Origin of the sequence: Clavibacter sp. VKM Ac-2872 (assembly GCF_015351105.1) — a bacterium.
Lineage (GTDB): Bacteria > Actinomycetota > Actinomycetes > Actinomycetales > Microbacteriaceae > Clavibacter.
In genome coordinates, this window is record NZ_JADKRR010000003.1 from 224,585 (window position 1) to 251,190 (window position 26,606).

A 26,606-nucleotide genomic window follows, 5' to 3' on the forward strand; every position below is an offset into this window, starting at 1 on the left:
TCCGGGAGCGGTGCGGCCCGACGAGTCTACGCGGGCCGCGAGGGCGTCCCGGCCGGGGCCGGGGCGTCGGATCCCGCGGCGTCAGCGGCATCCGGGCGCGCGTCGGGACCGGGTGCGCGCGAGGAGAACCGCGGCCAGACGAGGACCGCCGCGACGAGGATGGCGGGCGCGACGGCCCAGACCTGGCTCATCCCGTCGTCGGGGAACAGCACGGATCCGCTCGGTCCGCGCGTGCCGAGCACCGCGACGGCCGCGACGACGCCGAGCCCGAGGCAGAGCGCGTGCAGGCGGTCGACGAGGAGCAGGCGGTAGGCGACCAGCAGGCACGCGAGCGTCGCGAGCGCGAGCACGAGGCCGACCGGCAGCGCGATCCCCGCCACGGGGAGCGTCGCCCGGTGCGCGGCCGTGCCCACCGCGCCCACCAGCAGGCCGAGCGCGAGCGACGCGACCGCCGTGCCCGCGCGCTGCACGCCGCGCGGGGGCCGCGGCACCCCGTCGTCGGCCGCGGCGCCCGCCGGCCGGTGGATCCGGAACAGCTCGACGGCCGCGATGGGCTCGCCGATCCCGTGCGAGAGCGCGAACTGGTCGCCGTCGACGACGACCTGCGTGCGGTGCGCGGCGATGGCGCGGGTCTTCGCGTCGAGGGCCTCCGCGACGTCGATCGCGACGTCCACGGCGTCGTCCGGCAGCACGAGCATGCCGGCCGGACGCGGATCCGGTGCCGGGAACCGGCCGCGCGCCGCCACGCGCTCATGGGCCTCGCGGGCCGAGGACTCCGTCGTGGTGATGAGGTACGCGGGGATCCCCGCCTCCTCCGCCGCCCAGGTCGCGATGACGTGCGTGCGCTTGTGGTCCGGGTGCCCGTAGCCGCCGTGGTCGTCGTAGGTGATGAGGCTCGTGGCGTCCACGTCGGCGATGACCGCGAGCACGTCGCGCGCCTCGTCGGCCCCGTCGCCCGCGCACAGCGAGTCGGGATCCAGCGGCTGCAGCGCCACGGGCACGCCGTCGTCGCCCCACTCCATGCCGGAGTCGACGTAGCGGCGCGGCTCGAGGCCGCGCCAGCGCGCGTCGGGATCCCCGAGGAAGCGGTGGTCGGTGACGCCGAGGGCGGCCATGGCGTCGGCCAGCTCGGTCTCGCGGTGGGCGGCGAGCGCGCGCAGGTCGCCCTCGAGGTGGCGGAGGTCGTCGGGGATCACGTCGCCGCGCTCCCCGCGCGTGCAGGTGAGCACGGTGACGGGCACGCCGTCGCGCACGAGCTGCGCGATGGTGCCGCCCGTGACGATGCTCTCGTCGTCGGGGTGGGCGTGCACGAAGACGACGTGCTCGCGCTCGGGGCGGGCGGTGCGGGCGGCCCGATCGGGGCGTCGGGACGTGCCGGAGGTCATCCGCAGATCCTAGCCGCGGGCCGCGCGCCGCTCCCTGGGCGCGCACCGGGGACGGCCGACTGGACGCGCTCCCGCCCCCGCGCTACTGTGCACGAGGTAAGGCAAGGCTCACCTTAATTTCCCCACAGCCAGCAATAGGGCGCGTCCCCGCGCGCCCGCCGCCCGGAGAGGCGCACGCGTGTTCGCGAACTACCTGATCGGCCTGCGCGAGGGCCTCGAGGCCGCCCTGGTCGTCACCATCCTCATCGCCTACGTCGTCAAGATCGGCCGCCGCGACGTGCTCGGCCGGCTCTGGCTCGGCGTCGGGCTCGCGGCCATCCTCGCCCTGTCCGTGGGCGCGATCCTCACCTACGGCGCCTACGGCCTCACGTTCGAGGCGCAGGAGGCCATCGGCGGATCCCTCTCCATCGTCGCCACGGGCCTCGTCACCTGGATGGTGTTCTGGATGCTCCGCACCGCGAAGGACATGCGCTCCGAGCTGCAGGGCGCCGTCGACCGGGCGATCGCGGGCGCCGCGTGGGGCCTCGTCGCCGTCGCCTTCCTCGCCGTCGGCCGCGAGGGGATCGAGACGGCCCTGTTCCTCTGGTCGGCCGTGCAGGCCACGGGCGCGACCACCATGCCGCTCGTCGGCGCGGGCCTCGGGCTCGTCACCGCGGTCGCGCTCGGCTGGCTCGTCTACCGCGGCGTGCTCCGCATCGACCTCGCGCGCTTCTTCACCTGGACCGGCGCGCTCCTCATCGTCGTGGCCGGCGGCGTGCTCGCGTACGGCGTGCACGACCTGCAGGAGGCCGGGATCCTCCCCGGCATCGGCGCGCTCGCGTTCGACGTCTCCGGCGCCGTCCCGCCCGGATCGTGGTACGGCACGCTCCTCAAGGGCACCGTCAACTTCTCCCCCGCGACCACCTGGCTCGAGGCGATCACGTGGGTGCTGTACGTGGTGCCGACCCTCGTCGTCTACCTCACGCTCGCGCGGCGCGGACGGCGGATGCGCCCGGCTCCGGCCGCGCCGGCCGCCGCCGCTCCTGATGCACCCGCCGTCGGCGACCCCGCGCGGGTCGCCGACGCCACCGTCACGCGCTGACGCGCGACTCCGCCGCCCTCCCGCTCCCCGCCCCATCCACCGCCCGGCTCCGCCGGCCCGCACCCCCGAGGTCCCATGAAGCGCTCGACCCTCCCCGCCGCCGCCCTGCTGGCCGGCGCCGCCCTCGCCCTCTCGGGCTGCGTCGCGAACACCCCGACCGGATCCGCCGACGCCGGCGCCGGCGCGGCGGGCGCCGACTCCGGCGTCACGCAGCTCACGGTCGACAGCTCCGCCGACGCGTGCACCGTGTCCGCCGCGACCGCCCCCAGCGGCACGGTCTCCTTCCACGTCACGAACTCCACCGACCAGGTGACCGAGTTCTACCTGCTCGCGGACGACGGCCTCCGCATCGTCGGCGAGGTCGAGAACGTGAGCCCCGGGATCGAGCGCGACCTCGTGCTCACCGCCCAGCCCGGCAGCTACTTCACCGTCTGCAAGCCCGGCATGGTGGGCGACGGCGTGGGCCGCGCGCCCTTCACCGTCACGGGTGACCAGGTCGCACTCGCGGGCGACGCCGAGCAGCAGGGCCAGGACGCGGCCGCCGCGTACCTCGCCTACGTCAAGGACCAGGTCGGACGCCTCCTCCCGGCCACGCAGGAGTTCGCCGACGCGTACCTCGCGGGCGACGACGACAGGGCGCGCGCCCTCTACCCCACGGCCCGCGCGTACTACGAGCGCGTCGAGCCCGTCGCGGAGTCGTTCGGCGACCTCGACCCCGAGATCGACTTCCGCGAGGCCGACGTCGAGCCCGGCACCGAGTGGACCGGGTGGCACCGGATCGAGAAGGACCTCTGGCAGCCCTCGCCCGACGCGAACGGCGGCGACGTCTACACGCCGCTCGGCGCCGCGGATCGCGCGCACTTCGCCCAGGAGCTGACCGCGGACACGCAGAAGCTCTACGACGCGGTGCACGCGGACGGCTTCTCGGTCGACATCTCCACCGTCTCCAACGGCGCCGTCGGGCTGATGGACGAGGTCGCCTCCGGCAAGATCACCGGCGAGGAGGAGACCTGGTCGCACACCGACCTCTGGGACTTCCAGGCGAACCTCGAGGGCGCGCGCGTCGCGTACGAGGGCGTCCGCGACATCGTCGCGCCCAAGGACCCGCAGCTCGTGGCCACGCTCGACACGCAGTTCGCGTCGCTCGAGAAGGACCTCGCGGCCTACGGCTCGCTCGAGAAGGGCTTCACGACCTACGACAAGCTGACCACCGAGCAGGTCAAGGGCCTCGCGGACGGCGTCAACGCGCTGGCCGAGCCGCTGTCGAAGCTCACCGGCGCGCTCGTCGGCTGATGACGGACCACGACGCCACGACGGCCGCCGACGCTCCCGCTCCGGCGGCACCCGTCGGGATCTCCCGCCGCGGGATCCTCGGCCTCCTCGGCGCGGGCGCGCTCGGCGGCGGCCTGGTCGGCTCCGCGGGCGGCGTCGTGGCCGACCGGGCGTTCGCGGGCGCGCGCCAGGCCGCGGGCGGCGCGACCTACGCGTTCCACGGCGCGCACCAGGCGGGGATCACGACGCCCGCCCAGGACCGCCTCCACTTCGCCGCGTTCGACGTCGCCGACATCGACCGCGCCGGCCTCATCTCGCTCCTGGAGGACTGGAGCGCCGCGGCCGCGCGCATGACGGCGGGCGGATCCGCGGGCGCCCTCGGCGCCGTCGACGGCCCCTACGACTCCCCGCCCGACGACACGGGCGAGGCGCTCGACCTGCCGCCCGCCGGCCTCACCATCACGTTCGGCCTCGGCCCGACGCTCTTCACGAGCGCCGACGGCGTCGACCGCTTCGGCATCGCCGACCGCCGCCCCGCCGCGCTCGTCGACCTGCCGCGCTTCCCCGGCGAGGCGCTCGTCCCGCAGGCCACGGGCGGCGACCTCTGCATCCAGGCGTGCAGCGACGACCCGCAGGTGGCCGTGCACGCGATCCGCAACCTGTCGCGCATCGCGTTCGGCCGCGCGTCCATCCGGTGGTCGCAGCTCGGCTTCGGCCGCACCTCGTCGACGAGCCGCGCGCAGGTCACGCCGCGGAACCTGTTCGGCTTCAAGGACGGCACCGCGAACGTGAAGTCGGAGGACACGCGCCAGGTCGAGGACCACGTCTGGGCGGACGCGGGCTCCTCCCCGGCCGAGGCGTGGATGCAGGGCGGCTCCTACCTCGTCGCCCGCCGCATCCGCATGACCATCGAGACCTGGGACCGCTCGGCCCTCCGCGAGCAGGAGCGCGTGGTCGGCCGCACGAAGGGATCCGGCGCGCCCCTCAGCGGCGGCTCCGAGACGACCGCGCCCGACTTCCACGCCACGGGTCGCGCCGGCGCCCCGCTCATCGACCCGGCATCGCACGTGCGCCTCGCGCATCCGGACCAGAACGACGGCGCCGTGCTCCTCCGCCGCGGCTACAACTTCGTCGACGGCAACGACGACCTCGGCCGCCTGAACGCGGGCCTGTTCTTCCTGGCGTTCCAGCGGGATCCGCGGACCCAGTTCATCCCCATCCAGCGGAGCCTCGCCCGCGACGCGATGAACGAGTACCTGCGGCACGTGGGCAGCGGGATCTGGGCGGTGCCGCCGGGCGCCTCGCGGGACGGCTACGTCGGCGAGACGCTCTTCGCCTCCTGAGCCGGCGGGCGGCGGGCCGCGTCCGGCGGCCGTGGCCCGGGACCCGGCGGGTCTCAGCCCGCGGGCAGCACCACGTACGTGGCGACCGGGGATCCGAGATCGGCCGAGACCGTGACGATGACCGAGTACGCGTCCGTCGTGAACCGTCCGTAGCCGCTCTGCGCGTCGCTCGCGACCTCGCTCGACGCGTAGCCGGCCGCCTCGAGCCGCGCCTGCGCGTCCGCGAAGCCGCCCTCCACATCCGGCACGGCGACCTGCGCCACCCAGCCGGCGCCCTCGGGCGCCGCTCCGCCGCCGAGCAGCTTGCCGTCCGCGAAGGGCACGGCATCCGACGGGAACGAGGGGGGCACGTGGCCGTCCGTGGAGACCTGCACCTTGCCGAGCGTGTCGCCGATCACGTCCTCGACGCTGTGGCGCACCTGCTTGACGCCCTCGTGCGCGGCGTCGCGGACGACGTCGCCGACCTGGCTGCATCCGGCGAGCACGAGGCCCGGGACGAGGACGAGCCCGGCCACCAGTCCCCTCCTGCGGAGGGGCCGGACGGACGGGCTCGTCGGGGTCATGCTGCGCTACGCGTTCTGCTTCTTCAGTCGCGACGTCTTGCGCTGTCGGGCGTTGGCGTCGAGCTCGACCTTGCGGATCCTCACGAACTCGGGCGTGACCTCCACGCACTCGTCCTCGCGGGCGAACTCGAGGCACTCCTCGAGCGTGAGCCGCCGCGAGGGCGTCATGCGCTCGAAGGAGTCGGAGGTGGACTGACGCATGTTGGTCAGCTGCTTCTCCTTGGTGATGTTCACGTCCATGTCGTCGGCGCGCGAGTTCTCGCCGACGACCATGCCCTCGTAGACCTCCTGGGTCGGCTCCACGAAGAACGACATGCGCTCCTGCAGGGCCACCATGGCGAACGGGGTGGCGACGCCCGCGCGGTCGGCGACGATGGAGCCGTTGACGCGGGTCGTGATCTCGCCCGCCCACTGCTCGTAGCCGTGCGAGACGGCGTTGGCGATGCCGGCGCCGCGCGTGATCGTGAGGAACTCCGTGCGGAAGCCGATGAGGCCGCGCGACGGCACGACGAACTCCATGCGGACCCAGCCGGTGCCGTGGTTCGCCATGCCCTCCATGCGGCCCTTGCGGGCGGCGAGGAGCTGCGTGATCGCGCCGAGGTACTCCTCGGGCGAGTCGATGGTGAGGTGCTCGTAGGGCTCGTGCACCTTGCCGTCGACCTGCTTGACGACCACCTGCGGCTTGCCGACGGTGAGCTCGAAGCCCTCGCGGCGCATCTGCTCCACGAGGATCGCGAGCGCGAGCTCGCCGCGGCCCTGGATCTCCCACGCGTCCGGGCGACCGATGTCGACCAGCTTGATGGAGACGTTTCCGATGAGCTCGCGGTCGAGGCGGTCCTTGACCATGCGGGCGGTGAGCTTGTGCCCCTTCACCTTGCCGATGAGCGGGCTGGTGTTGGTGCCGATGGTCATCGAGATGGCCGGGTCGTCCACCGTGATGGTGGGCAGCGGTCGGACGTCGTCCGGGTCGGCGAGCGTCTCGCCGATGGTGATGTCCTCGATGCCGGCGACCGCGACGATGTCGCCGGGGCCCGCGGACTCGGTCGGGAAGCGGTCGAGCGCCTTCGTGATGAGGAGCTCGGTGATCTTCACGTTCTTGACGGATCCGTCGTGCTTGACCCAGGCGACCTGCTGGCCCTTCTTGAGCGTGCCGTTGAAGACGCGCAGGAGGGCGAGGCGGCCGAGGAACGGCGACGCGTCGAGGTTGGTGACGTGGGCCTGCAGCGGGTGCTGGTCGTCGTAGGTGGGCGCCGGGACGTGGTCGAGGATCGCCTTGAAGAGCGGCTCGAGGTCGTCGTTGTCGGGCAGCGTGCCGTTCTCCGGCTTGTTGGCGCTCGCGGCGCCGTTGCGGCCGGACGCGTAGACGACGGGCACGTCGAGGATGGCGTCGAGGTCAAGGTCCGGGTGCTCGTCCGACATGTCGGAGGCGAGGCCGAGGAGGAGGTCCTGGCTCTCGGCCACGACCTCGTCGATGCGCGCGTCGGGGCGGTCGGTCTTGTTGACCAGGAGGATCACGGGCAGCTTCGCCTCGAGCGCCTTGCGGAGCACGAAGCGCGTCTGGGGCAGCGGGCCCTCCGACGCGTCGACCAGGAGCACGACGCCGTCGACCATGGACAGGCCGCGCTCGACCTCGCCGCCGAAGTCGGCGTGACCCGGGGTGTCGATCACGTTGATGACGATGGGCGTGCCGTCGGCGTGCTTCCCGTTGTAGAGCACCGCGGTGTTCTTCGCGAGGATCGTGATGCCCTTCTCGCGCTCGAGGTCGTTCGAGTCCATCATCCGGTCCTCGCCCTCGAAGTGGGCGTCGAACGAGTTCGTCTGCTTGAGCATGGCGTCGACCAGGGTCGTCTTGCCGTGGTCCACGTGGGCCACGATGGCCACATTGCGGAGGTCGTTGCGCGCGACTAGCGCCATAGTGCTGTCCTTCAGTGGAGAGGGTGCCGGCCTTGTCATCAAGGGAGGAGGGCGAAGAGCCGCCGTCTGCTATTCCCAGCGACCTACAGCCTACCGTGCCGACGCAAGCCGGGCTCAGGGAGCGTCGGGAGACAGGGTCCAGCGCCAGGCGTCGTCGAGGATCCCGGCCTGGTGCGGCGAGACCTGCACCCCGCCGACGGTGTCGCGCATGGCCGCGAGCGCGGGCAGCTGGTAGAGCGGGAGGCCGGCGCGGTCGCCGTACATGCGGCGGTCCAGGCGTAGGAGGAGCTCGTCGCGCGCGTCCTCGTCCTCGGTGCGGCTGAGCGTGGCGAAGAGGGACGCGACGTCCGGGTCGGCCGTCGCCTGGCCGTCGCGGGCGTCGGCGCGGGCCTCGTGCGCGGCGCGGATCCCGGCGACGGACGGGTAGGCGTCCTCGGAGGAGAGGAGCGCGACGTCGTAGGCGCCGGGCTGGTCGAGGACGCTCTCCCACTGCGGCGTCGAGCAGTCGGTCACCACGAAGCCGGCCTTCTCGGCGGATCCGCGGATGGCATCGAATGCGGCGACACGACGGGGGTCGGCGGGGTCGAAGAGCACGCAGACCTCGGGGGCGGTGCGTCCGACCGAGGCGAGCAGCTGCCGGGCCTCGTTCAGGTCGACGTCGTCGAACCGGCTGGATCCGTTGGCGCGCACCTGGTCGGCGTACCCCTCCGCGCCGGGCGCGAGCACGAAGGAGTCGCGCGTCGCGGCGTCGGGGTCCGCCGGCAGCGCGGCCGCCCGGACGATCGCGTCGCGCGGGACGGTGGAGAGGAAGGCAGTGCGGACCGCCACGTCCGACATGGCCGCGTCGCGCGCGCCGAGGGTCTGCAGGTCAACCCGCTCCCAGGTGTCGGAGGCGCCGCGCACCACCTGCACGCCGTCCGTCCCGGCCAGGGCGTCGGACACCTCGGCGTCGGCCCGGGGCGCGATGACGTCGACCTCGCCCGCCTGGAGCGCGGCGACGGCGGCGTCCGGGTCCTCGATCGTGGACACCACTATCCGCTCGACCGACGGGCGATGCAGCCCCGTGTAGAAGCGGTTGGCGCGCAGCGTGATGGAGGTGCCCGGGTCGATCGACTCGATGGCGTACGGGCCGGAGCCCACGGCGCGATCCGGGTGCGCGGCGATCTCGGCCACGCCGAAGCCGCGGTTCCAGGCGTCGGAGATGGGCGAGAGCAGCTCGGGCGCGCGATCCTGCACGGCATCCACGAGCGTCTGCTTCGCGCGGCCCGGGCTCGACATGTCGAGCGCGAGCTGCACGACCGCGTGCGCGGGCAGGCCCACCTCGAACGCGAGGCGCCAGTCCGGCGTGTACTCGTCGAAGACCATGGTGATCGACCGGCCGCCGTCCCCGATCTCGGGCGTGCGCGTGACATGCGTCAGCGTCTCGTCCGCCGCCGCGTCGAAGTAGACGGTCTGCTCGGGCAGCGGCCCCGTGTAGCCGCCCGTCGCCTCGTCCACGTAGCCGGCCGGGTCGAACCCCGGGGTGTCGAGCGCGCCCGATCCGGCGGCCCAGGCGAGCAGGAGGTCGGCGGCGTCGACGGGCTCGCCGTCGGACCAGCGGACGCCCTCCGCGACCGTGTACTCCACGGTGAGGGGGTCACGCGAGACGACCTGCGCGGATCCGTAGCCCGGGTCCGTGGCGACGGTGCCGTCGGCGGAGACCTCGGAGAAGCGCGAGTTCGTCGCGTGCACGATCTCCTCGTTGCCCGCGGTGCCGCCCGTGCGCGACGCCGCGTTGTAGGACGTGAACGAGTTCGGGACGGCGGCGCGGATCTCCGTGTCGGCGACCATCCCGGTGGTCGGCGAGCAGGCGGCGAGGCCGGCGACGAGCACCAGCGCGACGGCGGCGGATGCGCCGCGGACGACCCGGCGGATCCCTCGCGGGCGCCGGGCTCGAGCGGCCCCGGGGCCTCGCGTGTCGCTGTCCATCGCCGTCGATCCTACGCGAGCGGCATGACGGGGCCCGCCGCCCGCGCGCCCCCGGGAGGGGGTGCGCGAGACGGCGGGCCCGGTGGCGCGGGGGCGGATCAGGCCGCGGTCACGGCCTGAAGCTCACGCAGATGAACGTGCCGGTTCCGCCAGTCACATCACCGGTGCTGGATGCACCGAACCCCCAGGTGAACACGGATGCTCCCGTGTTGTAAGAATTACTCCCCGCGTGATAGCGCGCGATGTAATCTACGGGATCCAGCTGCCGACCAGCAGTCCCATATAGGTCGACGTAGTCCGTGTTTTCCCACTGCAGCTGAACGGTCTTGCCCACAGGGCACTGAGCGGTGCGGACAGCGCTTTGACCGGCCGCCGAGGCCGACGCGGGAACAGCCAGCACAGCGAGAGCGCACGCCCCTAGGACGCTGGCGATGATCGGGCTTGCCGCCCGACGACGCTCTCGAGCGCGAAGGGCCTTCGATAGATCCGTCACAAAATATCCCTGAGTTCACAATCACAATTTCGAAGACTTGCCACCCCACCGAACGAGCCGACTACACGGTCGCCCGCTAGCGGCAACACCGACAACTGCGTCGGTATCATATTGGTGATTATCCCGTCTTAAGCCAAAGCTCACTGTTTTGCGTCGGAAGCCAGAGCCGATTGGATCCAGTCAGCAAGCCTTCCGCGCGACAGGCCTCTCCGCCCGCGCTCGCCAATGGGAAACGGATAGAACCGTAGGCGATCCATGCCGCGCGGTCAGACCCTGAAGTTCACACAAGTGAAAGTACTTGTTCCATCGACTATAGAACCGGTGCTTGTGTTGCCGTACCCCCACGTGAAATCAGAGACTCCGGTGTTGTAAGAGTTATTCCCTTCGTGATATGTGGCCACATAATCATTGAGATTCAAGTGCTGCCCGGGCGTTCCGTAGAGGTCGACGTCGCCGGTATTCTGCCACTCGAGCTGCACGATCTTACCCGCAGGGCAATGGGCGGTTCGCACACCACCCGGCCCAATTCCCTCCCCAACCGCAGAGGCGGACGCTGGAACGGCGAAGAGCGCAAGAGCGCAAGCCCCAACAAGCCCTGCGCTAAATTTACTCGTCACCCGCCGCCGATCCCGTGCCGGACTTACCGTGATTGAATTCGTCATGTTAGACCCTTCTAGGAATTATTCGAGACTCAACAGGCCGTGCGTCCGCGTATTCGAGCCGCGTACCCGGCTGACTTAGTAGGACGCAAAGAGGCCGCACGCGTCAGCATCGATCCGTCGGCTGCCCGTCGATGTCGGGAAGATATAACCTCGTTTCGGAAAGCGGCGCAGGTTATCCCCAAGGGGCAAGAACATCGCACGACGAGGCCCGCCGCCCGCGCACCCTCGCGAGGGGGTGCGTCGGACGGCGGGCCGGGTCGTGCGGGCGCGGATCAGGCCGCGGGCGGCTGCTGGTCGCGCAGGGCCTCGCGGAGCTCGCGGCGCTCCTGCTGCTGGTCGGGGTCGGGCAGCGGCACGGCGGCGATGAGCTTCTGCGTGTACGGGTGCTGCGGGTTCCGCAGGATCGACTCGGTCGGACCCTGCTCCACGATCTTGCCGTGGTTCATCACGACGATGCGGTCGGCCAGCAGGTCGACCACCGCGAGGTCGTGGCTCACGAACAGGCACGCGAACTGGAGCTCCTTCTGGATCTCCTGCAGCAGCTGGAGCACGCGGGCCTGCACCGACACGTCGAGCGCCGAGGTGGGCTCGTCGGCGACGAGCACCTTGGGCCGGAGCGCGAGCGCCCGCGCGATGCCGACGCGCTGGCGCTGTCCGCCGGAGAGCTCGTTCGGGTAGCGGTTGCGGAAGCTGCGCGGCAGCTCGACCTGCTCGAGGAGCTCCTCGACCCGGTCGCTCTGCTGCTTCTTCGAGAACTGCCCCGAGAGCTCGAGCGGCTCGCCGATGCTCTGGCCGATGGGCCAGCGCGGGTTCAGCGAGGAGCCCGGGTCCTGGAACACGATGCCGATCTCGCGGCGCACGGCCCGGAGGTCCTTCGCCGAGATGCCGGTCATGCGGCGTCCGGCGACGATGAGCTCGCCGCCCGCGACGGGCAGGAGGCCCACCGCGGCGCGCGCGATGGTGGTCTTGCCGGATCCCGACTCGCCCACGACGCCGACGACCTCGCCGGGGTGGATGTCGAAGGACGCGCCCGTGACGGCCCGGAACGCCGGCACGCGGCCGAGCTTCGGGTAGTCGATGTCCACCTCCTTGAGGGAGATGGCGGGCTCCGTGGTGCGCGCGGCGACCTCGACCTGCGCCGCCTCGCCCGTGCCGAGGTGCGGCACCGAGGCGAGCAGCTGCTTCGTGTACGGGTCCTTCGGAGACTGGAAGATCTCGCGCACGGATCCGCGCTCGACGATGCGGCCGCTCTTCATCACGATGACGTTGGTCGCGAGGTCGGCGACCACGCCCATGTCGTGCGTGATGATCACGATCGCGCTGTTGAGGCGCTGGTGGAGCTTGCGCAGCAGGTCGAGGATCTCGGCCTGGATCGTCACGTCGAGCGCCGTCGTGGGCTCGTCGGCGATGAGCATGTCGGGGTCGCACGACAGCGACTGCGCGATCATCGCGCGCTGGCGCTGGCCGCCCGAGAGCTGGTGCGGGTAGGAGTCGAACGCCTTCTCGGGATCCGGCATCTCGACGAGCTTCAGCAGCTCCAGCGCCCGCACCTTGGCGGCCGACGGGATGATCGAGTTGTGGACGCGCAGGGCCTCCACGATCTGGAAGCCCACCGTGTAGACGGGGTTGAGCGCCGTCATCGGCTCCTGGAAGATCACGGCGATGTCGTTGCCGCGCGCCTTCCGCAGGGTGGCCTGGTCGGCGCCGACCATCTCGACGCCCTTGAGCTTGGCGCTCCCCTGGACCCGGCCGTTCTTGGGCAGGAGGCCGAGCAGCGACATGGAGCTGACGCTCTTGCCGGAGCCGGACTCGCCCACGATCGCCAGCACCTCGCCCGGGTTGACCTTGTAGTCGAGGTCGACGGCCGCCGGGATCCACTCGTCGCCGACCCAGAAGTCGACTCCGAGGCCGGAGACCTCGAGGATGGGGACGATCGCGTCGGACCCGTTCGCGTGAGCGCTCATGCTGCGTACTCCTGGCTGCTGGAAGTGGGGGTGTCGAGGGGCGTCGAGGCGGGCCGTGGGACGATGTGGCCATGGATCAGCCCGTCGTCATCCGCCCGTCGTTCGGCCGCCTGCTGACCGTGATCGTCTCCGCGATCGTGGTCGTCGTGCTCGTGAGCACCGTGGTGGGAGGTCGTGCCGACCTGCTCCCGACGGCCGTGTGGGGCCCGCTGCTGCTGGCCTACACCTCGTGGCTCGTCTTCTGGGCGCCGCGCGTGCGCATCGCCACCGAGGGCGTCGAGATCCGCAACGTCTTCCGCACGCACGAGATGTCGTGGCCCGCGATCCGCGAGGTCGACACCAAGTGGGCCCTGAACATCACGACCGCGCACGAGCGCGTCACGGCCTGGGCCGCTCCGGCGCCCGGCCGCCACTCGAACGCCTACATCACCACGAAGGAGGAGCGGTACCAGCCGGACCTCAGCGCGATGATGCAGGACGCGCGCCGCGGCGACCTGCCCCGGACCGACTCGGGCGATGCGGCCACGGTGATCCGCAGGCGCCTCGCCGACCTCGCCGAGGCGGGCCACCTGGGCGGCCCGGTCGAGGAGGAGGACCGACGCGTGCGCACGCACTGGGCGGAGATCGCCGTGCTGGCCGCGCTGGCCGTCGCGACGGTCGTGACCGCCCTGGTCTGAGACCGGGAGCGGCCCCCGGGGACGGGACGGGCCGACGACAGCCGACCCGTCCGTCGCGGTGCTCGTCATCGGCCGTCCGTGCCATCCGGCGTGGTGCCGTCGGTGGCACCATCCGCCTGGGCGTCGGACCGCACCGAGCCGACGGCCGGCGGCACACGGACGCCCTCGGCGCCGGATCCCGTCGTCGGGCCCTGCTCGCGGCGGGTCCGGCCGGTGAGCATCGCGAACATCTGCTTGTAGGGGCCCTGTCCGCCCGGCATGCGGCGCTGGCGCGGGTCGAACGCGTCGCGCAGTCCATCGCCGATGAAGTTGATGGTCAGCGCGATGATGATGATGAACAGGCCCGGGAACCAGAACAGCCACGGACGGGTCGCGAACGCGCCCTGGTACTCGTTGATGATCTGCCCGAGCGAGACGTCGGGCTTCTTGATGCCGAAGCCGAGGAAGGACAGCGCCGCCTCGAGCAGGATGGCCGCGCTCATGAGCAGGGTCGTCGACACGATGACCACGCCGATGGCGTTCGGCAGGATGTGCCGGAACACGATTCGGCTATTCGACGCCCCGGCGACTCGGGCCGCGTCGACGAACTCTCGCTCGCGGAGGCTGAGGAACTCGCCGCGCACCAAGCGAGCGAGGCTCGGCCAGCCGACCACGCCCAGGACCAATCCAAGCACGGCCGCTCCGAGGCTCCCGAAGGTCTGACCGAGGACCGCCGCGATGACGATGACCGGGATCACGATGATGAGGTCCGTGAAGCGCATGAGCAGCGAGTCGACACGGCCGCGGAAGAAGCCCGCGAGGGCGCCGATCACGATGCCGAGGAACGCGGCGATGATGCCGTACAGGACCATCACGACGATGGACTGCTGGGTGCCGCGCATGACGCGGGCGAAGATGTCGCGCCCGATCTCGTCCTGGCCGAAGGGGTGCACGCCGAACTGGAACGGCAGGGTCCACGTGGGGTTGCCGCCGTCGACGATGGGCGCGACGTCCTCGTAGTTCCACATCCACCAGCCGGGGATGCGGATGCCCAAGAACTGGATCCCGACGGAGGAGTAGACGAGGATCGCCATCAGCAGGAGGACCACGACCGAGGTCATCGCGCCCTTGTGGCGGAGGAACCGGCGGCGGACGACGGTGCCCTGGCTGAGGCCCTCGACCTCCCGCTGCTCGATCGTGAGCTCGGAGTTGCCGCCCTCGGGCAGGCTCGGGTCGTTGTGGGGGTCGTTGGGATTCCCCATCAGTGCGTTGGACATGTGTCAGCTCACCCGGATTCGAGGATCGAGGACCGAGTAAAGGATGTCGGCCAGCATGTTGAAGACCACGGTGAGGATGCTCGTGATCAGGATGAACCCCATCAGCGGGTTGAGGTCGGTCTTGTTCAGGGCCTCCTGGAACACGGAGCCCATGCCCTTCCAGGCGAAGATCGTCTCCGTGATCACCGCGCCGCCGATGAGCCCGCCCACGTCGAACGCGATGACGGTCGCGACGGGGATCATGGCGTTGCGGAAGGCGTGGCGCATGATCACGGTGCGCTCGGTGAGGCCCTTCGCCCGCGCGGTGCGCACGTAGTCCTGGTTCATCACCTCGAGGAGGCTCGCCCGCGAGTAGCGCGAGTAGCTCGCGACGGAGATCAGCAGGAGCGCGATCGTCGGCAGGAGGAGGTGCGTGTAGCTGTCGAGCATGCCCTGCCACACGGAGCCGTTGAGCCCCGGGGTCACGGCCCCGACGGTGGCGATGGGGCGGCCGCGCGTGTTGGTCACGTAGTCCGGCCACACCTGCATGACACGGTCGACGATGATCAGCAGCGCGACGAGGCCGCCGGTGATCCCGGCGCCGCGCGCGACGATGGGCTTGTCGTTCTGGCCGACGACGTAGCCGACGACCACGCCGATCACGACGAACGCGACGATGAGCACGATCGTGATCCACCAGGGAGCGGAGACGGTCAGCACGAACTGCAGCGGGTACCAGAGCGCGGCACCGAGGACCGCCATGGCGAGCGCGGAGTAGAACGCGCGTCGGTTGCGCAGGCCCGTCGAGAGGGACGTGATGAGGACGGCCACGAGCGCACCGAGGGCGGCGATGAGGACGATGCCGAGGCCCGGGCGCGAGAACCAGCCGGTGAGCGTGAGGTAGGTGAGCACGACGGCCGTGATGACGATGGCCGAGCCGAACACGATGAGGCGCGGCTTCGGGTCGCCGCCGATGATGCTCATCCAGACGAAGCCCGAGACGAGCGACAGGACCACGATCATGATCGGCGGGATCGACGGATCCACCAGGAAGTCGTTGAAGCCGATGGCCACGTACTGCTTGAGCAGCACGGCGACGAAGAAGATCGGCAGGGAGAAGAAGAGGAACGACGCGAAGGTGACCGTGTAGTCGTAGCCGCTGTACTGGCGGAGCGCCGTCGTCATGCCGATCGAGATGCCGATGAGCACGGCGATGACCGTGGCGATCGTCACGAGCTGGATGGTCTGGCCCGCGGCGTTGGCGATGAGGTCGTTGACCTCGCGGCCGTCGATGGCCTTGCCGAGGTCGATCTGGCCGATGAAGACCTTGAACACGCCGCCCAGCCACAGGAAGTAACGCAGGGGCGACGGGACGTCGAGGTCGAGCAGGTCGGTGCGGGCGGCGATGAGGGCGTCGCGGTTGGGCGACGGGCTCTCGCGCAGGTCCACGAGTGGGTCACCCGAGTTGGCGGCCAGGTTGTAGATGATGAAGCTGGCGCCCAGGAGGACGAAGAACGACGCGACGAGACGTCTCAAGACGAAGGTAAGCACAGGGCGACGACGTCCCTTTCTGTGTTCGGCCAGGGCTCGTGACCCGGCCCGACGAGAGCATACGCGGCCGGATCCGCGGATCACGAATCGGCAACGGACATGGAGAGGGTGCCGAGACCAGGCGGCCTCGGCACCCTCGCGCCTTCCCGTTCAGGGGACGGCGTTCACTGCTGTCGTGCTACTTCGCGGCAGCCTGCGCCGGGGCCCACTCCCAGTAGTTCCAGAAGTAGGTCGGCGAGAGGAATGCCGGCTTGACGCCCGAGACCGTGTCGCTCCAGGCGGTGAGGCCCGGGAACTGGAAGATCGGCGTCGTCCAGCCCTGCTGCTGGATGAGGGTCTCGGCCTGGATGAGCAGATCGCGCTGCTTGTCCGTGTCGGTCTCCGTGTCGAGCTTCTTGAAGAGGTCGTCGACCTCGGGGTTCGACCAGCCGTAGTAGTTGTTGATGCCGCCGGTCTGGTAGTTCGGGCCGGACTCGCCGACCGCGAGGCTCGTGGACTGCCATCCGAAGAGGGCGATGTCGTACGAGTCGGTCTTGCTGGAGAGGTCGGCACCCCACGTGGCGCTGTTCACGTCGATGAGGTTGATGCCGACCTGGGCCGCGGACTGGCGCATGAGCTCGAACTCCTGCTGGCGGCGCGTGTTGCCCTGGCCGTAGATGACGCGGGCATCGATCGTGCCCGTGACGCCGGCCTTCGCGAGATCCGCCTTGGCGCCCTCGATGTCGACCTTCTGGTCGGCGTAGCCGTTCTCCTTGACCGAGGCGTCGTAGTTCGGCGTGCCGGGCACGAAGACGTTCGAGTTGCGGAGCTCCGCGTCCTCCTGGAGGGGCTTGATCAGCTTGTCGAGGATCTCCTCACGCGGCAGCGTCTTGAAGAACGCCTGGCGGACGAGCTTGGCCTTGTCGGCGTCGCCGCCGTACTTCGCGGGGTCGAACGGGCCGCCGTTGGTGACCTGCAGGTCGACGTGCTCGTACGTGCCCTCGGCCTGGCCCTTGTACTCGATGCCGCTGAGTCCCTGGACCTGCTGGAGGAGGTCGGCCGTGGGCTGGCCGGATGCGATCTGGACCTCGCCGTTGGAGAGTGCCTGGATCTGCGCCTGCGGGTCCGAGATGAAGCGGACCGTGATCTTCTCGTACTTCGGCTTCTTGTCGCCGGTGTACTCCTTGTTGGCCGTCAGGGTGATGTACTGGTCGGCCTTGAGGTCGGTGATCGTGTAGGCGCCGTCGCTCAGGGTCTTCTGCGGCTCGGTCGGCATGTCCGAGTAGCGGTAGCCGTCGTTCCAGACCTTGGAGACCGGGGCGAGGACCTTGGCGTCCTTGTCCTGGATCGCCGTGATGAGCTTCTTCTTCGCGTCCTCGGGCGAGAGGTTCTCGTCGGGGAACGCGAGCTGCGTGGTGCCGTGCGCGGAGACGCCGACGCCGTTGCCGGTCGCGACCTCCCAGTCGACGTACGGCTGGTCGTACGTGTAGGTGAGGCTCCGGCCGTCGTCGCCGATCTCGGGGGTCTTGGTGACCAGGCCGAGGCGGGTGTCCTTGACGGCGCCGGAGTTGAAGAACACCTGGTCGTCGCCGGTGGTGACGGTGCCGTCCTCGTTCGTCGTGACGTCCTCGGTCGTGTTGACGTTCGTGGTGTTCGCAGCCCAGTTGAGGAGCATGTCCGCGGCGTCGACGGGGGTGCCGTCGCTCCACTTGACGCCCTCGTTGATCGTGAACTTCACGACGAGCGGGTCGTCGGAGACCTTCTCGTACTTGCCGAAGTCGGTGTCCTTCACGAGCGACGGGCCGTCGTCGTAGTAGTTGAAGGAGCGGTTCGTCAGGTAGACGATGTTCGTGTTGGCGGTCGCGTTGCCCGTCGCCGACGCGTTGTTGTACTCGAGGAACGGGTCGTTCCAGGCCACGGTGATCTCAGTGCCGGCGATGACCTCGGACTCCTGGGCGGGCGCAGAGCAGCCGCTGAGGACGAGGGCACCGGAGACGATGACGGCACCAGCCGCTGCAAGGCGTCTGATTTTCAAGGTTCCTCCTGTGCATGGGAATGGCGCGGACCCACCGTGCGTGCGGTCGACCGCGCAGATAAGAATGACCCTAGGTTCGGCTGGGAGTCTTTGCAAAAACTGGGCCCAAACGTTACATACCGGTAACTCAGACGCGCGGATCCACGCGTCGCGGTCCGGATCCGTGCGTCTCGACGGCCGGGATCGCGCGTTCCTGCCGCTCTCGGCGACGGATCGCGTCGTCAGGGGCCTCCCCGGCCACGTCCGGCCGGCGGGCGGCCGGTCGACATCGCGCGCCTAGGATCGGCCCGTGCCCGACGCTCCCGCCATCCACGCCGCTCCCCGCCCGCAGCTCGGGCGCGCGCAGCGGACGCGGCTGCGGTGGGAGATCGCGATCGTGCTCGGACTCTCCCTCGGGGCGAGCGCCGTCTACTCGGTGCTGCGGATCGTCGACCTGTCCACGCGGCCGGAGGCGCTCGGCTCGCAGAGCGCCACGATCAACCAGAGCCTGAACGACCGGCAGGCGTTCGACCTCCTGTACCAGCTGCTCGACATCGCGACGGCGCTCGTGCCGGTCGCCCTCGTGCTCTTCCTGCTGTGGCAGCCGGGGCGCAGCGCGTTCCGCCGGATCGGGCTCGACCTCGCGCGCCCGGGGCGGGACGTCGCCGCCGGGTTCGGCCTCGCGGCGCTCATCGGGGTGCCGGGGCTCGGCCTGTACTTCGCGGGCCGGGCGCTCGGGATCACGGTCGACGTCGTGCCGACCGCCCTCGGCTCGTACTGGTGGACGGTGCCGGTGCTGGTGCTCGTGGCGCTCCGCGCGGCGCTGCAGGAGGAGGTGATCGTGGTCGGGTACCTCTTCACCCGGCTGCGCGAGCTCGGCTGGGGGCACGGTCGGCTCGGCGCGTGGAGCGTCATCGTCGCGGCGGCCGTGCTGCGCGGGAGCTACCACCTGTACCAAGGCTACGGGCCGTTCTTCGGGAACGTGGCGATGGGGGTCGTGTTCGGCTGGTGCTACGTGCGCTTCGGCCGGACGGCGCCGCTCGTGGTGGCGCACCTGATCCTCGACATCGTGAGCTTCGTGGGCTACCCCGTCGCGCTGGCCCTGCTCCCCGGGCTCTTCGCCTGACGGGCGTCCGAGCAGGATCCGGGGGCGCGACCCTGGCGGATCACCCGCGCCTGTGCCTAACCTGGGAACGCCGCACGACGAGGTGCGGCCGTATCTCGAGGAGATCACATGGGCGACGCCGCTCATCCGTTCGGGGACCCCCGGCCGGCCGTCGACTACCGGGAGGTCGAGGACTCGGCCCGGTTCCGGGAGCTGAAGCGCGCGCACCGCAGCTTCGTCTTCCCGCTGGCCGTCGCCTTCCTCGTCTGGTACTTCGCGTTCGTGCTGCTGTCGGACTACGCGCACGAGTTCATGTCCACGCCGGTCATCGGGAACGTGAACCTCGGGATCCTGCTCGGGCTCGGGCAGTTCGTGACGACCTTCGCGATCACGACCTGGTACGTGAGCCGCGCCAACTCGCGGTTCGACCCCATCGCCGCGGAGATCCGCGCCGACCTGGAGGAGCGGGAGCGCGTGGCGCTCGACGGGCCGCGAGGATCCACCCCGCCGAAGCGCCGGAAGGGCGGCCGACGGTGATCGCGCCGGGCACGGCCGTCATGGCGACGACGCCCACGACCGACACGGGGGATCCGGTCCTCAACATCTCGATCTTCGGGGCGTTCGTGGTCATCACGCTCGTGATCGTGTTCCGCGCGAGCCGGAACAACTCGACCGCCGCGGACTACTACGCGGCCGGGCGCTCGTTCACCGGCCCGCAGAACGGGACGGCGATCGCGGGCGACTACCTGTCGGCGGCGTCGTTCCTCGGGATCGTCGGTGCCATCGCCATCAACGGGTACGACGGGTTCCTCTACTCGATCGGGTTCCTGGTCGCGTGGCTCGTGGCCCTGCTGCTCGTGGCGGAGCTCATGCGCAACACGGGCAAGTTCACGATGGCCGACGTGCTGAGCTTCCGGCTGAAGCAGCGCCCGGTGCGGCTCGCGGCCGCGACCACGACGCTCGCGGTCTGCTTCTTCTACCTGCTCGCCCAGATGGCGGGCGCGGGCGGGCTCGTCTCGTTGCTGCTCGGGATCGACGACCGGCTGGGGCAGTCGCTCGTCATCGCCGTGGTGGGCGCGCTGATGATCGTCTACGTGCTCGTCGGCGGGATGAAGGGCACCACCTGGGTGCAGATCATCAAGGCGTGCCTGCTCATCGCGGGCGCCGCCGTGATGACCGTGTGGGTGCTCGCGATTCACGGGTTCAACGTCTCGACGCTGCTGGGCGCCGCGGCGGACGCGGCCGACAAGCCCGTGCTCGAGCCCGGCAACCAGTACGGCGTGACGGGGATCACGCAGCTCGACTTCCTGTCGCTCGCGCTCGCGCTGGTGCTCGGCACGGCGGGCCTCCCCCATGTGCTCATGCGCTTCTACACGGTGCCGACGGCGAAGGAGGCGCGCCGCAGCGTCGTCTGGGCGATCTGGCTCATCGGGATCTTCTACCTCTTCACCCTGGTGCTCGGGTACGGCGCGGGCGCGCTGCTCGGGAGCGAGCGGATCCTCGCGGCCCCCGGCGGCGTGAACTCCGCCGCTCCCCTGCTGGCGCTCGAGCTCGGCGGGCCGGTCCTGCTCGGGATCATCGCCGCCGTCGCCTTCGCCACGATCCTGGCGGTGGTCGCCGGGCTCACCATCACGGCGGCCGCGTCGTTCGCGCATGACGTGTACGGCAGCGTCATCAAGAAGGGGCAGGTCTCGGCGAACGGCGAGGTGCGGGTCGCGCGGATCACGGTGGTCGTGATCGGCATCGTCTCGATCATCGCGGGCATCGGCGCGAACGGGCAGAACGTCGCGTTCCTCGTGGCGCTCGCGTTCGCGGTGGCGGCGAGCGCGAACCTGCCGACCATCCTCTACTCGCTCTACTGGCGGCGGTTCTCCACGCGGGGCGCGGTGCTCAGCATGTACGGCGGGCTCGGGACGGCGCTCGTGCTGATCGCGTTCTCGCCCGTGGTGTCGGGGGCGGAGACGTCGATGATCCCGGGGGCCGACTTCTCGTGGTTCCCGCTGAGCAACCCCGGCATCGTGTCGATCCCCGTCGGGTTCCTGCTGGGCTGGATCGGGACGGTGACCTCCACGCGCAAGGAGGATCCGCTCGTCGCGGCCGAGATGGGCGTGCGGTCGCTCACGGGGCACGGCGCCGAGAAGGCGACGGAGCACTAGGGGCGCGTGCCGGGCGCCTCCGTCGAGGCGCCCGGCACGCGGTCAGTCGCTGAGCGCGTCGCTGAGGATGGCGAGCACGCCCGCGCGGGTGTCGGCCGCGGTCGCGCCCAGCCGATCGGCGACGATCTCCACGAGCGACTCCAGGACGATGACGTGCGGGATGCGCGAGGTGTGCTCCACCTCGTGGCGGAAGCCGGCCTTCGCGGGCGCGACGACCAGGGCGACGTCGGCCAGGGCGCCGATGGGCGAGGTCGCGAACGAGGTGACCGCGACGATCCCCGCGCCCGAGGCCCGGGCGGATCGCGCGGCCCGGAGGCTCAGCTCGTTGGCCCCGCTGCCGCTGATCACCAGCACCACGTCGTCCGCGCCGAGGCGGCTGACGGCGATCTGCTGGCCGATGGGGTCGGCGACGTGCTCGGCCGGGCGGCCCACGGCGGTGAGCCGCATCGAGAGGTCGAGGGCGAGCGGCGAGGACAGGCCGCTGGCGACGATGACGAGCCGACGGGCGCCGACGACGCGCGTGACGGCGTCCTCCACCTCCGCCTCCGTGAGGACGCTGGCGACCCGGGGCAGCGCGGTGGCGAGCGCGTCGAGGTCGGAGCGGATCCGGCCGAGCGCGCTGGTGCCGTGTGCCCCGTCGCCCGCGGCGGTCGAGGCGCGCGCCGAGCTGCGGGCCAGCTCGCGGGTGAGCGCGACGCGCAGCTGCGGGTAGCCGCGGTAGCCGAGGCTCTGGCAGGAGCGGATCACGGTCGACCGCGCGACGCCCGCGCGGTCGGCGAGCTCCTGCGCGGTGATCTCCACCACGCCCTCGGTGTCGTCGACGATGAGCTCGACCACCCGGCGCTCGCTCGGCTGCAGGGCGTTGACCACGGTCGCGATGCGCGTGGTGGGCCCGACGTCGTCACTCCACTGCACGGACCCTCGCCCCCTCGGTGATCCGGCGGCGGATCGCTCCGGAGATCGCGTCGATCGACATGGTGACGGCGACCACCACGATCAGGAGCACGCCGACGGTGGACCACTCCCGGTACTGAGTGTAGGAGGTGAGCATGTCGCCGATCCCGCCGACGCCGATGAGGCCGAGCACGGCCGACGCGCGCACGTTGATCTCGAACCGGTACAGCCAGAAGGAGAGGAACTCGCCGCTCGCCTGCGGCCAGACGCCCCAGCGGATGATCGACCACGCGCCGCCGCCGGCCGCGCGCACCGCCTCGATCGGGCCGCTGCCCACGCCCTCGACGGACTCGTAGCCCCACTTGCCGAGGGTGCCGATGCTCGAGACGGCGAGCGCCAGAGCGCCGGTGAGCGGGGTGAGCCCGGTGACGGACAGGATGATGATGGCGGTGATGATCTCCGGCACGGCGCGGATGGCCGAGAACAGGATCCGCATCGGCCAGCGCACGGCGGCGGGCGCGAACCCGCGGGCCGCGACGAACGCGAGCGGCACCGACACGACGATGCCGAGGACCGTGCCGACCCAGGCCATGAGCACGGAGACCCAGGTCTGGGCCAGGGCTTCCGGCAGCTTCGACCAGTCGGGGCGGGAGAACATGAGCCAGAGGTAGCGGACGACCTCGGCGGGCAGGTCGGCGAGGCGGTCCCACGCGATGTCGGCCGACCAGCACGCGACGACCACGACGACGGTGACGCCCGCCGCGGCGAGGGCGCGGCCGGGACGGCGCGGGCGGACGGGCACGGCGAGGCTCATGCGATCCTCTTCCTGATCTCGTTCGAGACGAGGTCGATGACGACGACGATCACGAGGATCTCGAGGACGATGAGGGCCAGCTGGTCGTAGCGGTAGAAGGTGCGCACGGCGTCGATGAGGAGGCCGATGCCGCCCGCTCCCACCAGGCCGAGGACGGTGGACGCGCGCACGTTGAGCTCGAGCACGTAGAGCGTCTGGCCGATGAAGCCGGGCAGCACGTCCGGGAGCGCCAGGGCGCGGTCGACCTGCATCCGCGTCCCGCCCGCCGCGCGACCGGCCTCGAGCGGCCCGGCGTCGTTCGACTCGATCGCCTCCGAGACGAGCTTCACGATGATGCCGACGTTGAACAGGACGAGCGCGATGATGCCGGGCAGCGCGCCGACGCCCACCATCGCGACGAGCAGCGACGCGTACAGCAGCTCGGGCACCGCGCGCACGACGTTGAGGATCGCGCGGAGGATCCCCCGGCTCACCGGATGGGGGTTGGTGAGACGCGCCGCCCACAGGCTGAGCGGCAGCGCGACCGCCGCGCCCGCGACCGTCGCGATGACGGCCATGGCGAGCGTCTCGAGCATCGGCGCGACCGTGCGCGGGAAGAAGGCCCAGTCGGGCTGGACCAGCCGGACGAGCTTGTCCGCGCCGTTGCGCCAGTTGCGCGCGATGGCGTCGAACCCGAACGCGACGCCCAGCTGCGGACTCATCGCGATCGCCGTGATGGCGAGCACCACGGCGAGCGCGACCCAGGGCCGCCAGCGCCCGGCCGGACGCGGCGGCAGCTCACGGACGCTCATCCGAGGGTGTCCTCCGGCCGGATCGAGCGGCCGTAGATGGCCTCGAAGACGTCGTCGCCCGCGGTCGCGGCCGGGCCGTCGTAGACGACCTCGCCGGCGCGGAGGCCGATCATGCGGTCGCCGTACTCGCGCGCGAGGTCGAGCAGGTGCAGGTTGGTGAGCACCGTGATCCCGAGCTCGCGGTTGATGCGGCGCAGGTCGCCCATGACGCCGTGCGCGGTCGGCGGGTCGAGGCTCGCGACGGGCTCGTCGGCGAGGACGAGCCGGGGCCGCTGCGCCAGCGCCCGCGCGATGGCGACGCGCTGCTGCTGGCCGCCGGACAGGGTGGAGGCGCGGTCCCAGACCTTGGAGAGTATCCCCACGCTCTCGAGCGCCTGGAACGCGATCTCGCGGTCCGCCGCCGTGGGACGCCCGAGGAAGGTGCGCCAGCCGGGCGTGTGCGCGAGGCGTCCGACGAGGACGTTGTTCAGCACGCTCGTGCGGGTGGCGAGGTTGAAGCCCTGGAAGATCATGCCGACGTCGCCGCGGAGGGCGCGCAGGCGCCGACCCGCGAGGCCGTCGACGCGCGTGCCGCCCACCTCCACCTCGCCCGAGGACACGGGGACGAGGCCGTTGATGGTGCGGATGAGGCTCGACTTCCCGGATCCGGACAGACCGACGATCGAGACCATCTCGCCGCCGGCGATGTCGAGGGAGACGTCCTTCAGCGCGACGACGCCGTTGGGGTACCGGACCGTGACGCCGCGGAGGCGGACGGCCCACGGCGCGGAGGCGGACGCGAGGGCGTCCGCCTGGGCGAGGGAGCGGGTGGCGGGCATGGGCTACTGCAGACCGAGCGACTGCGCCGCGCGGGCCACGACGTCGAGCGAGGACGGGTCGGCGGGCGCGAGCTTCGTGATGGAGTAGATGGCGGTGAGGGCCGCCGACCCCTCGGGCGTGGCCGAGTAGTCCTCGAGCGCCTGGGTGATCCGCTGCTGCAGCTCGGGCGAGAGCTTCCCGGAGACCGCGACGCCGTCGTTCGGGATCTCGTCCGTCATCGCGAAGACGACGACCTTCTGCCCCACGTCCGGCTTGTCCTTCTTCACGACGGTGCGGGCGTCCCAGAAGCTGAAGCCGACCTCGGCGTCGCCGTTGTAGACCGCGAGCACCGAGGCGTCGTTGGCCGTGACGGGGATCTGCTGGATGTCGGAGTCGGTGTCGAGCCCGGCGTCCTTGAGCGCGAGCATCGGGTAGATGTATCCGGCGGGCGACCCCGGGCCGAGGACGGCGACCTTCGCGCCCTTCACCTTCGTGATGGAGTCGAGGCCCTGCGGACCCGACAGCGCGTCGGCGCCGTTGCAGAAGAGCATCCCGTCGCGGTCGACCGGGGTGTCGTCGCAGTACTTGTCGGGGTCGTTCGTCATGAACTGCGCGGGGTACGTGATGTTGCCGTTGCGCTCGGTCTGGAGCACGACCTTCGCGTCGTACATGTCGCTCGCCTGCCAGAGCTGGAGGGAGGGCAGGAAGCCGATCTGCGCCTGGTCCGCGCCCATCGCCTCGACCGCCGCCTGGTAGTCCTTCGACACCACGCCGGTGACGGGGATGCCGAGGGCCTTCGTGAGCATGTCGGTGAGCGGCGCGGCCGTCTGCACGAGGCCGTCCTGGTCCTGGGACGGGACGAGCGCGAGCGTGAGGGAGGTGGGATCCGCGGCGGCCGCGGGCGTGCCGGACGCGTCGGAACCGGCGCCGGCGGAGCAGCCGGTGAGCGCGAGGGCGGCGACGGCTCCGATGACGAGGAGCGGGAGGGCGGGCTTCTTCATGCGTGCATCTGCTTTCCGTGGGGAGCTGCGGAGGTGGGGACGGGAGGAGAGGAGGGGGCGGCGTCGAGCCACGCGTCGATGTCGTCGTAGAGGTCGGCGACGGTGGCGGCGCGGAAGGTGGGGCGGGCGTCGTCGGACGAGCCGGGGCCGACGAGCGCGGTGCTGAACCCGCGGGCGTGGGCGGGCTCCAGGTCGTTGACCCAGAGGTCGCCGACGCTGAGGAGGCGGGCGGCGGGGAGGCCCGCGCCGGGACCCGGGTCGACGCGGTCGAGGACGGCGTCCATCCCGGCGGGCTTGCCCGCACCCGTGACGACCTCGTCGAAGGCGTCGTCGAGGCCGAGGGCGGCGAGCGCCTCCGGGATCCGGCAGGCGGGCGAGTTGGTCACGAGGACGCGGCGGACACGACCGGCGATCCCGACGAGGAAGGAGGCGAGTCCGGCGGGCGGCAGGACGGGCGCGTGCGGGCCGCCGAGCTCGGCGCGGCTCGCGAGGAAGGCGGCGGACAGGAGCCGGGCCGGCACACCGTGGTCGGCGGCGAGGCCCTGCACGAGCGCGTAGCCGTCGACCGCCCCCGATTCGCTGCCGACGTGCGGGAGGCCGGCGGCCACGGCGGCGGCGAACCGCGGACGGGCGTCGACCGCCAGCGTCTCGGCCACGTGGTGGGCGTAGCGGAGCACGGGACCGTCGCCGAGGGACACGGTGCCGTCGAAGTCGAACACGATGGTCCGGCCGGGGGTGCTCACGGGTGGCGCTCGTCTCCGCGCCCGGGTCGGGGATCCGATCGGGATCCGTGGACGCAGCGCCCACAGTAGGCATCCGCCGTCGACGCTTTGACCATGACCGGTGGACGTGAGGTGAACGGGACGGGTCGCGCCGGGGGCGGACGACGCGAGGGCGGCGGGACCGGGTGGTCCCGCCGCCCTCGACGGTGGTGCGGTGCCGCGCC

At 71.3% G+C, this 26,606-nt stretch carries 21 protein-coding genes; 7 read left to right on the forward strand and 14 right to left on the reverse strand.

Annotated elements, in window-relative coordinates; translation table 11 throughout:
• Positions 1-26 precede the first annotated feature (26 nt).
• Positions 27-1,385 carry a PIG-L family deacetylase gene (locus tag ITJ40_RS13875; RefSeq protein WP_194667631.1) on the reverse strand — a complete coding sequence of 453 codons (1,359 nt, stop codon included), beginning with the start codon at positions 1,383-1,385 and terminating at the stop codon, positions 27-29.
• Between the two features lie 178 nt (positions 1,386-1,563).
• Between ITJ40_RS13875 and efeU the strand changes: the two genes are divergently transcribed.
• From efeU to efeB, 3 genes are all read left to right on the forward strand, one after another.
• On the forward strand, positions 1,564-2,466 hold the full coding sequence (efeU, locus tag ITJ40_RS13880) for an iron uptake transporter permease EfeU (protein ID WP_194667632.1): 903 nt from the start codon (positions 1,564-1,566) through the stop codon (positions 2,464-2,466).
• Positions 2,467-2,541: 75 nt separating this feature from the next.
• A complete protein-coding gene (gene efeO, locus ITJ40_RS13885; protein ID WP_194667633.1) occupies positions 2,542-3,759 on the forward strand; it encodes an iron uptake system protein EfeO in 1,218 nt (405 codons plus the stop codon).
• Positions 3,759-5,081, forward strand: a complete 1,323-nt coding sequence (efeB, locus tag ITJ40_RS13890) for an iron uptake transporter deferrochelatase/peroxidase subunit (RefSeq protein WP_194667634.1) — start codon at positions 3,759-3,761, stop codon at positions 5,079-5,081. Before efeO ends, efeB begins: the two co-directional genes overlap by 1 nt.
• 53 nt (positions 5,082-5,134) lie before the next feature.
• Here the strand turns inward: efeB and ITJ40_RS13895 are convergent, their stop codons facing one another.
• From ITJ40_RS13895 to ITJ40_RS13910, 4 genes are all read right to left on the reverse strand, one after another.
• Entirely contained in the window at positions 5,135-5,596 is a 462-nt protein-coding gene (locus tag ITJ40_RS13895) for a hypothetical protein (RefSeq protein WP_370532063.1), read from the reverse strand.
• Between the two features lie 54 nt (positions 5,597-5,650).
• Complete coding sequence (gene typA, locus ITJ40_RS13900) at positions 5,651-7,558, reverse strand: translational GTPase TypA (RefSeq protein WP_194667636.1); 1,908 nt, start codon at positions 7,556-7,558, stop codon at positions 5,651-5,653.
• A 114-nt stretch (positions 7,559-7,672) separates the two neighbouring features.
• The gene (locus ITJ40_RS13905) at positions 7,673-9,526 is read right to left on the reverse strand and encodes an ABC transporter substrate-binding protein (protein ID WP_194667637.1); all 1,854 of its coding nucleotides are present in this window, start codon (positions 9,524-9,526) and stop codon (positions 7,673-7,675) included.
• 1,427 nt (positions 9,527-10,953) lie between these two features.
• The gene (locus tag ITJ40_RS13910) at positions 10,954-12,645 is read right to left on the reverse strand and encodes an ABC transporter ATP-binding protein (protein ID WP_194667638.1); all 1,692 of its coding nucleotides are present in this window, start codon (positions 12,643-12,645) and stop codon (positions 10,954-10,956) included.
• 71 nt (positions 12,646-12,716) lie between these two features.
• Between ITJ40_RS13910 and ITJ40_RS13915 the strand changes: the two genes are divergently transcribed.
• Positions 12,717-13,322, forward strand: coding sequence for a PH domain-containing protein (locus tag ITJ40_RS13915; protein WP_194667639.1), 606 nt, complete (start codon positions 12,717-12,719; stop codon positions 13,320-13,322).
• A 65-nt stretch (positions 13,323-13,387) separates the two neighbouring features.
• On the opposite strand, the gene ITJ40_RS13920 is transcribed toward ITJ40_RS13915, so the two are convergent.
• The 3 genes from ITJ40_RS13920 to ITJ40_RS13930 form a co-directional block, all read right to left on the reverse strand.
• Positions 13,388-14,563: an ABC transporter permease gene (locus ITJ40_RS13920; protein ID WP_228512460.1), complete on the reverse strand. Its 1,176-nt coding sequence runs from the start codon at positions 14,561-14,563 to the stop codon at positions 13,388-13,390.
• A gap of 18 nt (positions 14,564-14,581) precedes the next feature.
• Complete coding sequence (locus tag ITJ40_RS13925; protein ID WP_194667641.1) at positions 14,582-16,108, reverse strand: ABC transporter permease; 1,527 nt, start codon at positions 16,106-16,108, stop codon at positions 14,582-14,584.
• Positions 16,109-16,286: 178 nt separating this feature from the next.
• On the reverse strand, positions 16,287-18,122 hold the full coding sequence (locus tag ITJ40_RS13930; RefSeq protein ID WP_194667642.1) for an ABC transporter family substrate-binding protein: 1,836 nt from the start codon (positions 18,120-18,122) through the stop codon (positions 16,287-16,289).
• A 289-nt stretch (positions 18,123-18,411) separates the two neighbouring features.
• Between ITJ40_RS13930 and ITJ40_RS13935 the strand changes: the two genes are divergently transcribed.
• The 3 genes from ITJ40_RS13935 to ITJ40_RS13945 all read left to right on the forward strand — a co-directional run bounded on the left by ITJ40_RS13935 (position 18,412) and on the right by ITJ40_RS13945 (position 21,362).
• A complete protein-coding gene (locus ITJ40_RS13935) occupies positions 18,412-19,227 on the forward strand; it encodes a CPBP family intramembrane glutamic endopeptidase (protein WP_194667643.1) in 816 nt (271 codons plus the stop codon).
• Positions 19,228-19,335: 108 nt separating this feature from the next.
• A complete protein-coding gene (locus ITJ40_RS13940; protein ID WP_194667644.1) occupies positions 19,336-19,743 on the forward strand; it encodes a DUF485 domain-containing protein in 408 nt (135 codons plus the stop codon).
• Positions 19,744-19,763: 20 nt separating this feature from the next.
• Positions 19,764-21,362 carry a cation acetate symporter gene (locus ITJ40_RS13945; RefSeq protein ID WP_194667765.1) on the forward strand — a complete coding sequence of 533 codons (1,599 nt, stop codon included), beginning with the start codon at positions 19,764-19,766 and terminating at the stop codon, positions 21,360-21,362.
• 42 nt (positions 21,363-21,404) lie between these two features.
• Here ITJ40_RS13945 and ITJ40_RS13950 read toward each other — a convergent pair whose 3' ends face one another.
• From ITJ40_RS13950 to ITJ40_RS13975, 6 genes are read right to left on the reverse strand one after another with little or no spacing between them, the layout of a single operon-like run.
• The gene (locus tag ITJ40_RS13950) at positions 21,405-22,277 is read right to left on the reverse strand and encodes a MurR/RpiR family transcriptional regulator (protein WP_194667645.1); all 873 of its coding nucleotides are present in this window, start codon (positions 22,275-22,277) and stop codon (positions 21,405-21,407) included.
• Positions 22,264-23,070 (reverse strand): phosphonate ABC transporter, permease protein PhnE, encoded by an 807-nt coding sequence (phnE, locus tag ITJ40_RS13955; protein WP_194667646.1) that lies wholly within the window; start codon positions 23,068-23,070, stop codon positions 22,264-22,266. Before phnE (ITJ40_RS13955) ends, ITJ40_RS13950 begins: the two co-directional genes overlap by 14 nt.
• Entirely contained in the window at positions 23,067-23,861 is a 795-nt protein-coding gene (phnE, locus tag ITJ40_RS13960) for a phosphonate ABC transporter, permease protein PhnE (protein WP_194667647.1), read from the reverse strand. Before phnE (ITJ40_RS13960) ends, phnE (ITJ40_RS13955) begins: the two co-directional genes overlap by 4 nt.
• Positions 23,858-24,679, reverse strand: a complete 822-nt coding sequence (gene phnC / locus ITJ40_RS13965; RefSeq protein ID WP_194667648.1) for a phosphonate ABC transporter ATP-binding protein — start codon at positions 24,677-24,679, stop codon at positions 23,858-23,860. The genes phnE (ITJ40_RS13960) and phnC overlap by 4 nt, the downstream gene beginning before the upstream one ends.
• Positions 24,680-24,682: 3 nt before the next feature.
• Positions 24,683-25,660 (reverse strand): phosphate/phosphite/phosphonate ABC transporter substrate-binding protein, encoded by a 978-nt coding sequence (gene phnD, locus ITJ40_RS13970; protein ID WP_194667649.1) that lies wholly within the window; start codon positions 25,658-25,660, stop codon positions 24,683-24,685.
• The gene (locus ITJ40_RS13975; RefSeq protein ID WP_194667650.1) at positions 25,657-26,403 is read right to left on the reverse strand and encodes an HAD family hydrolase; all 747 of its coding nucleotides are present in this window, start codon (positions 26,401-26,403) and stop codon (positions 25,657-25,659) included. Before ITJ40_RS13975 ends, phnD begins: the two co-directional genes overlap by 4 nt.
• Positions 26,404-26,606 lie beyond the last annotated feature (203 nt).

Coding starts and splice junctions, on each gene's coding strand:
- ITJ40_RS13875 (WP_194667631.1), bottom strand. CDS start 1,385: ATGACCTCCGGCACGTCCCGACGCCCCGATCGGGCCGCCCGCACCGCC.
- efeO (WP_194667633.1), top strand. CDS start 2,542: ATGAAGCGCTCGACCCTCCCCGCCGCCGCCCTGCTGGCCGGCGCCGCC.
- efeB (WP_194667634.1), top strand. CDS start 3,759: ATGACGGACCACGACGCCACGACGGCCGCCGACGCTCCCGCTCCGGCG.
- typA (WP_194667636.1), bottom strand. CDS start 7,558: ATGGCGCTAGTCGCGCGCAACGACCTCCGCAATGTGGCCATCGTGGCC.
- ITJ40_RS13905 (WP_194667637.1), bottom strand. CDS start 9,526: ATGGACAGCGACACGCGAGGCCCCGGGGCCGCTCGAGCCCGGCGCCCG.
- ITJ40_RS13910 (WP_194667638.1), bottom strand. CDS start 12,645: ATGAGCGCTCACGCGAACGGGTCCGACGCGATCGTCCCCATCCTCGAG.
- ITJ40_RS13915 (WP_194667639.1), top strand. CDS start 12,717: ATGGATCAGCCCGTCGTCATCCGCCCGTCGTTCGGCCGCCTGCTGACC.
- ITJ40_RS13920 (WP_228512460.1), bottom strand. CDS start 14,563: ATGGGGAATCCCAACGACCCCCACAACGACCCGAGCCTGCCCGAGGGC.
- ITJ40_RS13940 (WP_194667644.1), top strand. CDS start 19,336: ATGGGCGACGCCGCTCATCCGTTCGGGGACCCCCGGCCGGCCGTCGAC.
- ITJ40_RS13945 (WP_194667765.1), top strand. CDS start 19,764: ATGGCGACGACGCCCACGACCGACACGGGGGATCCGGTCCTCAACATC.
- phnE (WP_194667646.1), bottom strand. CDS start 23,070: ATGAGCCTCGCCGTGCCCGTCCGCCCGCGCCGTCCCGGCCGCGCCCTC.
- phnE (WP_194667647.1), bottom strand. CDS start 23,861: ATGAGCGTCCGTGAGCTGCCGCCGCGTCCGGCCGGGCGCTGGCGGCCC.
- phnC (WP_194667648.1), bottom strand. CDS start 24,679: ATGCCCGCCACCCGCTCCCTCGCCCAGGCGGACGCCCTCGCGTCCGCC.
- phnD (WP_194667649.1), bottom strand. CDS start 25,660: ATGAAGAAGCCCGCCCTCCCGCTCCTCGTCATCGGAGCCGTCGCCGCC.